This is a genomic window from Paraburkholderia fungorum (genome assembly GCF_046027215.1).
In the GTDB taxonomy this organism is placed as follows: domain Bacteria; phylum Pseudomonadota; class Gammaproteobacteria; order Burkholderiales; family Burkholderiaceae; genus Paraburkholderia; species Paraburkholderia fungorum_D.
In genome coordinates, this window is record NZ_JAQQEN010000001.1 from 950752 (window position 1) to 963907 (window position 13156).

Sequence of the window (13156 nt, forward strand, 5' to 3'; positions counted from 1 at the left end):
AGCGCCGTATGGGTTGAATTCCCCAATAGCAATCAACGAATCCGAGCTGCGAGCTTTCTGCGCGCGAGCAACGGATGTCATGAATGGTGGCAACAACGACATACATCGTAATGGCCTGCGACGTTAAGGTACAAGCACTTCTCTCATCCGCCGCATAGCCAGCGAAAGGAACACCATCATGTCGAAAATCATCCGCGCCGCAGCCGTTCAGATCGCGCCTGTCCTCTATAGCCGGGAAGGCACTGTCGATAAAGTCGTCAGCAAAATTCTGGAGCTCGGAAAGCAGGGCGTCCAGTTCGCGACGTTCCCTGAGACTGTCGTTCCCTATTATCCGTACTTCTCGTTCATCGAATCGCCATTTGCAATGGGTGCCGAGCATTACAAGCTGCTCGAGCAGGCGGTGACTGTCCCCTCGGACGCGACTCGCGCAATCGGCGAGGCCGCACGCCAGGCCGGAATGGTGGTATCGATTGGCGTTAATGAACGCGATGGCGGCACGATCTATAACACGCAACTGCTATTCGATGCCGATGGCACGCTCGTGCAGCGGCGCCGCAAGCTTTCGCCGACTTATCACGAGCGAATGGTCTGGGGAATGGGCGACGGCTCAGGCCTGCGCGCAATCGATACCGCCGTGGGCCGCGTCGGCCAGCTGGCCTGCTGGGAGCACTACAACCCGCTCGCACGTTACGCGCTGATGGCAGATGGTGAGGAAATCCATTCGGCCATGTATCCGGGTTCGTTCGCCGGTGATCTTTTCTCGGAGCAGATCTCCGTGAACATCCGCCAGCACGCGCTGGAGGCGGGTGCCTTTGTGGTCAACGCGACCGCCTGGCTGACGCCCGAACAGCAACAGCAGATTCTGCAGGATACCAATACAACCCAGATTGGCCCGATCTCCAGCGGCTGTTTCACCGCCATCGTTTCGCCGGAGGGCGAGTACATGGGTGGCGCGCCGCTGCGTGAAGGAGAGGGCGAGATCATCGCCGATCTGGATTTCTGGCAGATCGACAAGCGCAAACGCATGATGGACTCGCGTGGTCATTACAGCCGTCCCGACGTGCTCGGACTGGTGATCGACCGCACACCGAAGCTGCACGTCATCGAGCGATCGGTGCACGCAGTGGGTGAAGAGTCAGCCAGCGATCTGGAAGAGCTCGCCTGAGCCGCGTGTGAAATCGCGGGATACCGGCGTCGAGTGCGCATCGCGCGAGTGCGATGCGACAGACGCGCGAAATTCAATCAGGCCACATCGAGCCAACAACGCAGGAGTAAGCAAAATGGACTTCAACGATGTCATGCTGGAGCGCAACGCCGACTTCGCAAATAGCGCGTTCGCCCCCGAACTGAAGATGATGCCATCGACGGGAACGGTGGTTGTCGGCTGTGTCGATCCGCGCGTGGATCCCGCCAACGTGCTGGGTTTGAAGCAGGGTGAGGCGGCCGTCATTCGCAATGTCGGTGGCCGGATCAACAAATCGCTGCTCGAAATGCTGGCAGTGCTGAGCGTCGTCGCGAAAGCAGCCGGACGTCCCGATGGTGCGCGCAATCTCGTCCTGCTCCAGCACACGGATTGCGGGATCATCGGCTGTCACAGGCATGCGCCTGCGTTGCTCGCCAGGCATCTGGGTGTCGAGACGGACGCACTCGATGAACTCGCTGTCACGGAGCCGTACAAGGCGGTGGCACTCGACGTCGCAGCACTCCGCGCGAACAGGGACCTTCCCGATAACCTGATCGTGTCGGGGCTGGTGTACGACGTCAAAACAGGCCGCGTTGAGACCGTCGTTCCTCCCGCGCCTTTGCGTGATGCTGCAGGCTGAGAATCAGCCGGATGGAAGGGCCGGCAATTCGCCGGGCCTTTCCTGAACGATCACCACTGTCCTGCGCGACGACGAGCGCGCCGCTTCACCACGATCAAATCGAACCGCGCAAAATTCAGTGCGACGAGACATAAGCCGTATCAGCGAATACTGCTGGGATCGCGAAGCTCTCGCGCATACGCTTAGCCTCTGCGGCCGGCGTCAAGCCAAACAGACGTCTGAATTCCCTGCTGAACTGGGACGGGCTCGCGTAACCCACAGCGTGTCCCGCCGCCTCCGCGGTCAGCTCCTTGCGCACCATTAACAGGCGAGCCTGATGAAGGCGCGTCGACTTCACGTATTGCATCGGCGGCACCTGCGTAATTGCCTTGAAGTGGCTGTGGAAACTCGGAATGCTCATACCCGCTTCGTGGGCCAGTTGCTTTACGTCGAGGGGCTGCGCATAACTTGCATGAATCAGGCGGAGTGAGCGGCCTATCTGGCCGAACTGTCCTCGCATCGCCAAGGCCTCGCGCAACGAGCTTCCCTGGGCTCCCGTGAGCACCCGGAAATACAGTTCACGCAGCAGCCCGGCGCCCAACACAGCAGCTTCGAGCGGTTGATGCATCGCCTCGAGGAAGCGCAGCACGGACGCTTGCATCGCGTCATCCATCGGCGTCGACATCATGCTCTGAGGTGCTGGTGTGTGCTCCACCGCGGCTTCGCGGTCGATCCGCTCCGCAAGTTCGGCGGCCAATGCGAAATCGAGGTGCAGATACAGCGCGAGCAGTGGGCGCTCCTCGGTTGCGTCGGTCTCCATGCTGAACGGCACAGGCACGGACACGGCCAGGTAGTGACGCTCGTCGTACAGGTAGAGCTGGTCGCCGAAATAACCTCGCTTGCGACCCTGGCAGACGATCACGATACCGGGGTCGTACAGAACGGGCGTGCGCGCTAGCGCCCGGTTCGACCGCAAGATGCGGACGCTCGGCAGTGCCGTCAGGTTGTAGCCCTCGTCGGGCGCCAACGCGCGTAGCAGGGCAACCATGCGTTTCTGGCTCTGAGAGGATAGCGCTGAATGCTGGGTCGAAGCGTGTAACGTGTTCATAGTTTTATGCAAGAAAATCATCGAAATTCGGCTTAATTTACCTCGCTCATCAGATTAGCATGCAATCTCCAATCGACATTCGGGAGAGGCTTTAATGGCATCCAGTAAAACTCTGCTTATCACCGGCGTCAGCAGCGGCTTTGGCCGCGCGCTCGCACAGGAAGCGCTGGCGGCAGGTCACAAGGTCGTCGGTACGGTGAGAAGTGCGCAGGCAAAGCTTGAATTCGAGTCCATCTCCGCGAATGCCGCCTGGGGGCGTGTGCTCGACGTGACCGACTTCGACACCATCGACGGCGTGGTGGCGGAAATCGAGGCTGGCATCGGACCAATCGATGTGCTGGTCAACAATGCCGGCTACGGCCACGAGGGAATCATGGAGGAATCGCCGCTCTCGGAAATGCGCCAACAGTTCGATGTGAATGTATTTGGTGCGGTCGCCATGATGAAGGCCGTGCTGCCATTCATGCGTAAGCGCCGCCGCGGCCACATTCTGAATATCACGTCGATGGGTGGCTACATCACGATGCCGGGAATCGCTTATTACTGTGGGAGCAAGTTTGCGTTGGAGGGCATCTCCGAGGCGCTTGGCAAAGAGGTCAAGCCCTTCGGTATTGCTGTGACGGCTGTGGCGCCGGGCTCATTTCGCACTGACTGGGCAGGTCGTTCGATGACACGGACTCCCCGCTCGATTTCGGATTACGACGATATCTTCAATCCCATCCGCCAGGCTCGCGAGGAAAAAAGCGGCAAGCAATCGGGAGATCCCCGGAAAGCGGCGCGCGCGATGCTGGTCGCCATTGCAGCGGACCATCCGCCCACACATCTATTGCTCGGTAGCGACGCACTCGGGCTCGTTCGAGACAAGTTGTCGGCATTGAACGTTGAAATCGGTGCGTGGGAGGCTATCACCATTTCGACGGACGGCTGATGACCGCGGAGACGGAGAATCTGTCGAGAACCGTATCCCGCGGCGTCGGGTGCGAACGATGCAATGCTTGCCCGATGCGAAAGTCCGTTGGCAACGTGAAACGGACTTTCGTGCTTCCCTCGTGACTGTCTGAGACGTGTCGAGAGCGGTCCAACAAGAAAATACTGAGCGTAGCTGATGGTGTAGCTCATCACTCAAAACCATACCGGGCGGGGCGCGGGTACTATTGCATCAGGGGTGGGGTGGGGTGGGGTGCTGTGATGCATTCCCGGGAGGGCGCCATCAAGTCTTCATGTTGAAACAATCCTGCTCGAAGCGTTGATAAGCAGTGGATGTTTCTTTCTTTGTCAGCGTTGCCTTCACGGAACGCTTTCCAACGCTTATGACGACAGTTGCGGGCAGGTAACCTTTGACGAAATCGGCGCAAGGGATCGCCTTCATGCCGATGATGCCGTCGGTCATGTCCCAAGCGGCAATGAGTTCGGCCCCATCTCGACCTTCGAAAACGAAGAAGGATTCGTTCTGCTGAGCCCGCCCCTGAGAATAAGATGCAGAAGCAGTGCGCTGGAGCGCGCGAAATGGACAAGTCCAGAGACTTCCATTGGTCCCCCCGACAGGAATCGAACCTGTATCTAGCGCTTAGGAGGCACTTGTTCTATCCATTGAACTACGGGGAGAGGACCGAACCAGAATCATCGCTGCAATCCTGCAGTCGGACAAGGTCCGCGAGGAAAGGGCGAGTCCAAATTCGCCAGCGAGGCGCAGAGTATATCAAACGCGCCCGAGCGCGAGGAGAGCAGCGAAGCCCCTTCCCGCAAAGCAAACGGCCCGGCAGGCATCACCCACCGGGCCGTGCGAACCGCCCGCCGCGCGCCGGCAATCGGCAGCGCGCGTTCGGCTCAAATCGACCGAGCCGATTCAGAATTCCACCACCGCGAACTCCGCCTTGCCCACATCGCACAGCGGGCAGCGCCAGTCGTCCGGAATCGCGGCGAAGCGCGTGCCCGGGGCGATGCCTTCTTCGGGCAGGCCTTCTTCCTCGTTGTAGATCCAGCCGCAAATCAGGCAGACCCAACTCTTATATTCAGTCACTTCAATTACTTCGCTCACGACGTACTCTTCTTTGGTTCGGTGCATTGATCCGCTCAGTCTGCCCCTTTTTTGGGCACGGCGGCGACCCGCAATATTACCGGAATTTGACAAACCGGCCTTCAACTACCGATGTGGCAGAGCCGCAAAGCGGCCCACCCAGCCTCGGTCCCACGCAACGGACCCGGTCACACACAGCGTGTATGCTCTGTTGCGCAGCTATTCTTTTGGACAGGGCTGCCGTGCGGCCGGCATGCGTTGCGACGATCGGCCTCAGGCAAGCGGAGCCGGCATCGTCGCCCGCATGAGCGGCGCATTAGTTTCGTTTCCCCTAAAAGGAGAAAAACGATGTTTAAAAACAAATGGTTGGCCGGCGCGGTGCTGGCTGGTCTGCTCGCTGCGTCGGGCGTGGCGCAGGCCGCGAGCGTGTCTTTCGTGCAACCGGCGGATGGAGCGACTGTCACCAATCCGGTGCACGTGGTGTTCGGCGTCGACGGCATGAAGATCGCGCCAGCGGGCACGATGACCGAGGGCACGGGCCATCATCATCTGCTGATCGACGGCAAGCCGCTCGCGAAGGGTGAAGTTATCCCGGCCACCGACAAATCGCTCCACTTCGGCAAGGGTCAGACGCAGACCGATCTGACGCTGCCGCCGGGCGACCACACGCTGACCCTGCAGTTCGGCGACGGCGCGCATCGCTCGTACGGCCCGGAAATGAGCAAGACCATCACGGTGCATGTGAAGTAAGCTCGCCGCACCAGGCGGCCGAGGGTGCGCAGGCACCGCCCGGCCGTGGTCTTGCGTTCGGTCTCCGTTTTGCAAGCTGGTCATTTGGCCTATCTCGTCCGGCATACAGGCAGCCGCCCGTGCGCCCGGTACAATGAGCAGTTCCGACTCATCGCTGTCTTCTCCAATTCTCCATGTCGCTTTACACCATTACCGGGGCCCAACTGGCGTTCGGTCACGTCGCGTTGCTCGATCACGCGGATTTCTCTCTCGAAGCGGGCGAGCGCGTCGGTTTGATCGGCCGTAACGGCGCGGGCAAGTCGTCGCTGCTGAAGATCGTCGCCGATCTCACCAAGCCGGACGACGGCCTCGTCACGCGCCAGCAGGGCCTGACGTCGGTCTACGTGCCGCAGGAGCCGGAGTTCGATACGGACGACACGGTGTTCGAAGCAGTCGCCGCCGGACTCACGCATGCCCGCGCGTTGCTGGACGAATACGACGTAGTGGCCAATCAGCTCGCCGACGAGCCGGAAGGGCCCGAGCACGACGCGTTGATGTCGCGCATGAACACGCTGCAATCGGCGTTGGATCATTCGGACGCCTGGAACTGGAGCACCCGCGTTGCCACCACGCTGCAGCAGATCGGTCTGAACGGCGAGGCGCGGGTCGGTTCGCTGTCAGGCGGCATGCAAAAGCGCGTTGCGCTGGCACGCGCGCTGGTCGTGCAGCCAGACGTCTTGCTGCTCGACGAGCCGACGAACCACCTGGACTTCGACGGCATTCGCTGGCTTGAAGACCTGCTGGTCTCGTTGCGCGCGGGTCTGCTCTTCATTACCCACGACCGCGCATTTCTTGACCGTGTCGCCACCCGCATCGTCGAACTCGATCGCGGGCGTCTGCTGTCGTACCCGGGCAATTTCAGCGCCTATCAGACCAGGAAGGCGCAGCAGCTCGAAGTCGAGCAAGTGGAAGCAGCCAAGTTCGACAAGCTGCTCGCCCAGGAAGAAGTGTGGATTCGCAAGGGCGTGGAAGCGCGCCGCACGCGCAGCGTCGGCCGGATCGCGCGCCTCGTGCAGATGCGTAACGAACGCGCCGAGCGTCGCAACGTGCAAGGCAACGTGAAGCTCGACGTGGGCCAGGGCGAGAAGTCGGGCAAGATCGTCGCGGAACTGACGGATGTCACCAAACGCTACGGCGCGCGCACGGTGGTCGACAACTTCACGGCCACGGTGATGCGCGGCGACAAGATCGGTTTTGTCGGTCCGAACGGCGCGGGCAAGACCACGCTGCTGAAGATGATCCTCGGCGAACTGCCGCCGGAAGAAGGCACGGTGCGTGTCGGCACCAACTTGCAGGTCGCGTATTTCGACCAGATGCGCGCGCAGCTCGATCTGGACAAGAGCCTGGCCGATACGATCAGTCCGGGTAGCGAGTGGGTGGAAGTGAACGGCCAGAAGAAGCACGTCATGAGCTATCTCGGCGACTTCCTGTTCGCCCCGGAACGCGCGCGTTCGCCGGTCAAGTCGCTCTCGGGCGGCGAGCGCAACCGTCTGCTGCTCGCGCGTCTGTTCGCGCGGCCGGCCAACGTGCTGGTGCTGGACGAACCGACCAACGACCTCGACATTCCGACCCTGGAACTGCTCGAAGAACTGCTCACCGAATACGACGGCACCGTGCTGCTGGTCAGCCACGATCGCGCGTTTCTGGATAACGTCGCGACCTCGGTGATCGCGTCGGAAGGCGAGGGCAAGTGGCGCGAGTACGTCGGCGGCTTTACCGACTGGCAGATTCAACGCGACCGCTCACAGCAGATGGCGCAGGACGCATTGAAAGAAGCGCAGAAAGAGTCGGGCAAGGAAGCGGCGTCGAAAGACACGCCCGCGGGCCGCAATACGCAGCGCGCGGCCAAGCTTTCGTTCAAGGAGCAGCGCGAACTGGAAGCGCTGCCGGCGAAGATCGCCGAACTCGAAACCGAACAGAAATCCATTAGCGCGCATCTCGAAGACGGCACGGTGTTCGCGAAAGACGCCAAAGAAGGCACGCGTCTGACCGAACGCTACGCGGAGATCGAAGAGGAATTGCTGATCGCGCTCGAACGTTGGGATGAGTTGGAGAACAAGCGCAAGTAATCACGCAAGTTATAGCGCAAGCACTGCGCGGGGCGGCGCCGGCTCGGGCCGCACCGGCACTGCCTCGCGAGTGCCGCCCTTGTCCAGACGGTTAATCTCACACCTGGCGAATTGCCGCCTGTATCGAAATCAGTAAAATACCCCGCGAACAGGCTTCCGCCTCAACGCATTGTCTGCGGACCTGTCCACAGGAAATGTGGGCAACGATGAACCGACGGACCCGAGTCAACCATGTCTACGAAAAAGCCAAACGCCGCGTATAGCGAAGCGTCGATCAAGGTGTTGAAGGGCCTGGAGCCGGTCAAGCAACGGCCCGGGATGTACACCCGCACCGAGAATCCGCTGCACATCATTCAGGAAGTTATCGACAACGCGTCGGACGAGGCCCTTGGCGGCCACGGCCGGCAAATCACGGTCACGCTGCACGCGGACCACTCGGTCTCAGTCGAAGACGACGGCCGTGGCATCCCATTCGGCCTGCATCCGGACGAGGGCGTGCCGGTCGTCGAGATCGTTTTCACGCGCCTGCATGCGGGCGGCAAATTCGATAAAGCCGCCGGCGGCGCGTACACGTTCTCGGGCGGTCTCCATGGCGTCGGCGTGTCAGTCACCAACGCGCTGTCCACGCGCCTCGACGTCACGGTATGGCGCGACGGCAAGATCGCCGAATTGAGTTTCGCCAATGGCGACGTCGCCAAAGAGCTCGAGGTGCGGCCCGCCACGAAAGGCGACAAAAAGTCGGGCACGCGCGTCACCGCGTGGGCGAACCCGAAATACTTCGATTCGCCGAACCTGCCGCTGGGCGAACTGCAACGCCTGCTGCGCTCGAAAGCGGTGCTGCTGCCGGGCGTGGAAGTCACGCTGATCAACGAGAAAACCGGCGAACAGCAAACCTGGAAATACGAAGACGGTCTGCGTGGCTATCTGCTCGAAGGCATGAACGGCAGCGATCTGCTGATCCCGCTGTTCGAGGGCGAGCGTTACGTCGAAAATGCCCGCGCGAGCGAGGAAACGTTCGCGGAAGGCGAGGGCGCGGCATGGGTCGTCGCGTGGAGCGAAGAAGGCACGCTCATGCGCGAGTCCTACGTCAATCTGATTCCCACGCCCGCGGGCGGCACGCACGAATCCGGCTTGCGCGATGGCCTGTTCCAGGCGGTGAAAAGCTTCGTCGAGTTGCATAACCTGCAGCCGAAGGGCGTGAAGCTGCTCGCGGAAGACGTGTTCGCGCGCGTGTCGTTCGTGCTGTCGGCGAAGGTGCTCGATCCGCAGTTCCAAGGGCAGATCAAGGAGCGCCTGAATAGCCGCGACGCGGTGAAGCTGGTGTCGTCGTTCGCGCGTCCGGCGCTGGAGTTGTGGCTGAATCAGCACGTCGAGCACGGCAAGAAACTCGCCGATCTCGTCATCAAGCAGGCGCAGGCGCGTACGCGTGCTGGACAAAAAGTCGAGAAGCGCAAGAGCTCGGGGGTCGCGGTGCTGCCGGGCAAGCTGACGGATTGCGAATCGACGGAAATCGGCCGCAATGAACTGTTCCTCGTCGAGGGCGATTCGGCGGGCGGCTCGGCGAAGATGGGCCGTGACAAGGAATACCAGGCGATCCTGCCGCTGCGCGGCAAGGTGCTAAACACATGGGAAACCGAGCGCGATCGTCTCTTTGCCAACAACGAAGTGCATGACATTTCGGTGGCGATCGGCGTCGATCCGCATAGCCCGGACGACAAGGTCGATCTGTCGAATCTGCGCTACGGCAAGATCTGCATTTTGTCCGACGCGGACGTGGACGGCTCGCACATTCAGGTGTTGTTGCTCACGCTGTTCTTCAAGCACTTCCCGCAGCTGATCGAACGCGGTCACGTGTGTGTGGCGCGTCCGCCGCTGTTTCGTGTCGATGCGCCCGCGCGCGGCAAGAAGCCGGCACAGAAGCTATATGCACTCGACGAAGGCGAACTCGAAGCGATCCTCGACAAGCTGCGCAAGGACGGCGTGCGCGACACCCAGTGGTCGATCAGCCGCTTCAAAGGCCTGGGCGAAATGAGCGCGGAGCAGTTGTGGGACACCACGATGAACCCCGACACGCGGCGCCTGACGCCGGTAGCGCTCGGCGAGCTCGACTACGACGCCACGGTCGCGCGTATGACGATGCTGATGGGCAAGGGCGAAGCGGCGTCGCGGCGCAGCTGGCTGGAAGAAAAGGGCAACGAAGTGGAAGCGGATATCTGAGCGCGCTCGAAATAGCGCGCCACCTTCGCACGAAACTTCACGCCAAACACGGATACGGAATCTAGATGGACGACGATAACACCCTCGACCTTTTCACCGAGCCGCCGCCGCCCGAGGGCGACTTCCTGACGCTCGGCAACTACGCGGAACGCCAGTACCTCGACTACGCGGTGAGCGTGGTGAAGGGCCGCGCGCTGCCCGACGTGTGCGATGGCCAGAAGCCAGTGCAGCGCCGCATCCTGTTCGCCATGAACGAGATGGGCCTCGGCAACAATGCACAGCCGGTCAAGTCGGCGCGCGTGGTCGGCGACGTGCTGGGCAAGTATCACCCGCACGGCGACCAGTCGGCCTACGACGCGCTCGTGCGCCTCGCGCAAGACTTCTCGATGCGCTATCCGCTGATCGACGGCCAGGGCAACTTCGGTTCGCGCGACGGCGACGGCGCAGCGGCCATGCGCTACACCGAAGCCCGCCTCACGCCGGTCGCGAAGCTGCTGCTCGACGAAATCGACCAGGGCACGGTCGATTTCATGAAGAACTACGACGGCAAGGAGGATGAGCCAAGGCAACTGCCCGCGCGCCTGCCGTTCGCGTTGCTGAACGGTGCATCCGGCATTGCGGTGGGGCTGGCAACGGAAATTCCGTCGCACAATCTGCGCGAAGTCGCTGCGGCAACGGTCGCGATGATCCGCAATCCGAAGATCGAGCATGCTGAGTTGATGCAGCACATCTCGGGTCCGGACTTCCCGGGCGGCGGTCAGATCATTTCGAGCGACGCTGAGATTTCCGCCGCGTACGAAAGCGGTCGCGGCAGTCTGAAGGTGCGCGCCCGCTGGAAGATCGAAGAGCTTGCGCGTGGTCAATGGCAACTCGTCATCAGCGAATTGCCGCCGAATACGTCCGCGCAGAAGGTGCTCGAAGAAATCGAAGAGCAGACCAACCCGAAGATCAAACTCGGCAAGAAGGCGCTCACGCCCGAACAATTGCAGACCAAGCAGACCATGCTCGCGCTGCTCGATGCCGTGCGTGACGAGTCGGGCAGGGATGCGCCGGTGCGCCTCGTGTTCGAGCCGAAGTCGAGCCGCATCGACCAGACCGATTTCGTCAACACGCTGCTCGCGCATACGAGCCTCGAATCGAATGCGTCGCTCAATATGGTCATGGTGGGCGGCGATGGCCGGCCGCGTCAGAAGGGCTTGAGTGAAGTCCTGCACGAGTGGATCGCGTTCCGTTTCGCCACCGTCACGCGCCGCACGCGCCATCGCCTGACCAAGGTCGACGACCGGATTCATATCCTTGAAGGCCGGATGATCGTCTTTTTGAATATCGACGAAGTCATCCGCATCATTCGCGAATCGGACGAACCGAAGGTCGCGCTGATGGCCGCCTTCGACTTGTCGGATCGCCAGGCCGAAGACATTCTCGAAATCCGGCTGCGTCAGTTGGCGCGCCTCGAGAAGATCAAGATCGAGAAGGAGTTGTCCGAACTGCGCGACGAGAAGGCCAAGCTCGAAGAACTGCTCGGCAGCGAATCGGCGATGAAGCGCCTGCTCATCAAGGAAATCGAGGGCGACGCAAAGCAATACGGCGACGAGCGCCGCACGCTGATCCAGCAGGAAAAGCGCGCCACGTTCGAAGCGCGTGTGGTCGACGAGCCGGTCACGGTGGTGGTGTCGCAGAAGGGCTGGGTGCGCGCGCTGAAGGGCCACGGCCTGGATACGGCGGGCTTCACGTTCAAGGCTGGCGACGGCTTGTACGCAGCGTTCCAGTGTCGCACGCCGGACACGCTGGTCGCGTGGGGCAGCAATGGCCGCGTCTATTCGGTGGCCGTTGCCATGCTGCCGGGCGGGCGAGGTGATGGCGTGCCGGTTACGTCGCTGATCGAACTCGAGTCGGGCAGCCATCTGATGCACTATTACTCGGCTTCCGCCGATCAGGCGTTGCTGCTCGCGTCGAGCAACGGCTTCGGCTTTGTCGCGAAGGTCGGCGATATGGTGAGCCGCGTGAAGGCCGGCAAGTCCTTCATGACGATCGACGCAGGCGCCGCACCGCTCGCGCCGATGCCGATGCTGCCGGACGCGACGCATATCGCCTGTCTGTCTTCAGGTGGGCGTCTGCTGGTGTTCGGCCTCGATGAAATGAAGACGCTCTCGGGCGGCGGACGCGGCGTCACGCTGATGGCGCTCGACGACAACGAAACACTGGTGCAGGCGCTGTCCATCAACAAAGCGGGCGTGGTATTGATCGGCACGCGTCGCGGCGGCCGGGTGGACGAGGAAAAGCTGAGCGGCGCCACACTCGCAGCGCACGTCGGCAAACGGGCACGCAAGGGGCGCGCACCCGAGAGCAAGATGAAGCTCGATGGTATGCGTCCGGTGCCCGCTGCGTAATAGCATGGACGTGAAGCAAGGCGATGCATGAACACGGCGTGTGCTAAACAGGAGCAAGCAGCAGGAGCAAGCAGCAGTTGCGCGCGCTCCAAAGCGCACGCCGTGCGTAGCAAGATTCCGGGGTGCAGCGTTGTCGCGACATTGGGCGCGCTGCAATAACAACTACAAAGAATGTCAAGACGCCATTAGCACATGGAACTGCACGCACAGCGCGCGGTCGAATGCGCTCAATAGCCGCTGCTAATATCATTCGTTATAAGCGGCATGGCGTCGTCGGGAGAGGAAAACAACATGAACAAGGCTATCGAACTCGCACTCTTTCTGCACCTGCTAGCCGTCGCGGTGTGGGTTGGTGGGATGGTATTCGCGCATTTCTGTTTGCGCCCGGCGATTGCCGATCTTTCGCCGCAACTGCGGCTGCCTCTGTGGGAATCTGTGTTTGGCCGCTTCTTCAATTGGGTCGCCGCCGCCGTGCTGGTGATTCTCCTCACCGGCGGCTTTCTGTTGATGCAATTCGGCGGCGGTCACGCCACGTGGCAGTTGCACGCAATGGCCGGCCTGGGCATCGTGATGATGCTGATTTTCGGGCATATCCGCTTTGCTGTTTTCCCGCGGATTCGCCGGGCCGTGCAGGCGCAAAAATGGCCCGACGGTGCGCAGGCAGTCGGCACGATCCGGCGTCTGGTGCTGGTGAATATCGTGCTGGGCGTCGTGACGATCGGTGTCGCGGTGCTGTCGCGCGGTTTCTGAATCGCGCGCGTTTC

At 61.5% G+C, this 13156-nt stretch carries 11 protein-coding genes and 1 tRNA gene; 8 read left to right on the plus strand and 4 right to left on the minus strand.

Going from position 1 to position 13156, the window contains the following annotated elements:
- Positions 1-178: 178 nt before the first annotated feature.
- Both PQR27_RS04275 and PQR27_RS04280 read left to right on the plus strand, forming a co-directional pair.
- On the plus strand, positions 179-1165 hold the full coding sequence (locus PQR27_RS04275) for a nitrilase-related carbon-nitrogen hydrolase (protein WP_408522477.1): 987 nt from the start codon (positions 179-181) through the stop codon (positions 1163-1165).
- A 115-nt stretch (positions 1166-1280) separates the two neighbouring features.
- Entirely contained in the window at positions 1281-1823 is a 543-nt protein-coding gene (locus PQR27_RS04280; RefSeq protein ID WP_408522478.1) for a carbonic anhydrase, read from the plus strand.
- A gap of 115 nt (positions 1824-1938) precedes the next feature.
- Here PQR27_RS04280 and PQR27_RS04285 read toward each other — a convergent pair whose 3' ends face one another.
- Positions 1939-2910, minus strand: a complete 972-nt coding sequence (locus PQR27_RS04285) for an AraC family transcriptional regulator (RefSeq protein ID WP_408522480.1) — start codon at positions 2908-2910, stop codon at positions 1939-1941.
- A 94-nt stretch (positions 2911-3004) separates the two neighbouring features.
- On the opposite strand from PQR27_RS04285, the gene PQR27_RS04290 reads away from it, so the two are divergent.
- A complete protein-coding gene (locus PQR27_RS04290; protein WP_408522481.1) occupies positions 3005-3838 on the plus strand; it encodes an oxidoreductase in 834 nt (277 codons plus the stop codon).
- 282 nt (positions 3839-4120) lie between these two features.
- Here PQR27_RS04290 and PQR27_RS04295 read toward each other — a convergent pair whose 3' ends face one another.
- The 3 genes from PQR27_RS04295 to PQR27_RS04305 form a co-directional block, all read right to left on the minus strand.
- Complete coding sequence (locus tag PQR27_RS04295) at positions 4121-4300, minus strand: hypothetical protein (RefSeq protein ID WP_408522482.1); 180 nt, start codon at positions 4298-4300, stop codon at positions 4121-4123.
- 140 nt (positions 4301-4440) lie between these two features.
- Positions 4441-4515 (minus strand) — tRNA-Arg (locus tag PQR27_RS04300).
- Positions 4516-4756: 241 nt separating this feature from the next.
- A complete protein-coding gene (locus PQR27_RS04305) occupies positions 4757-4975 on the minus strand; it encodes a rubredoxin (RefSeq protein WP_408498495.1) in 219 nt (72 codons plus the stop codon).
- Between the two features lie 300 nt (positions 4976-5275).
- Here PQR27_RS04305 and PQR27_RS04310 point away from each other — a divergent pair, with 300 nt between their 5' ends.
- From PQR27_RS04310 to PQR27_RS04330, 5 genes are all read left to right on the plus strand, one after another.
- On the plus strand, positions 5276-5677 hold the full coding sequence (locus tag PQR27_RS04310) for a DUF4399 domain-containing protein (RefSeq protein ID WP_408522483.1): 402 nt from the start codon (positions 5276-5278) through the stop codon (positions 5675-5677).
- 173 nt (positions 5678-5850) lie between these two features.
- On the plus strand, positions 5851-7785 hold the full coding sequence (locus PQR27_RS04315; RefSeq protein ID WP_408522484.1) for an ATP-binding cassette domain-containing protein: 1935 nt from the start codon (positions 5851-5853) through the stop codon (positions 7783-7785).
- 231 nt (positions 7786-8016) lie between these two features.
- Entirely contained in the window at positions 8017-10002 is a 1986-nt protein-coding gene (gene parE, locus PQR27_RS04320) for a DNA topoisomerase IV subunit B (RefSeq protein ID WP_408522485.1), read from the plus strand.
- A 65-nt stretch (positions 10003-10067) separates the two neighbouring features.
- Positions 10068-12392: a DNA topoisomerase IV subunit A gene (gene parC / locus PQR27_RS04325; protein ID WP_408522486.1), complete on the plus strand. Its 2325-nt coding sequence runs from the start codon at positions 10068-10070 to the stop codon at positions 12390-12392.
- A 291-nt stretch (positions 12393-12683) separates the two neighbouring features.
- Positions 12684-13142 (plus strand): CopD family protein, encoded by a 459-nt coding sequence (locus PQR27_RS04330; protein WP_408522487.1) that lies wholly within the window; start codon positions 12684-12686, stop codon positions 13140-13142.
- Positions 13143-13156 lie beyond the last annotated feature (14 nt).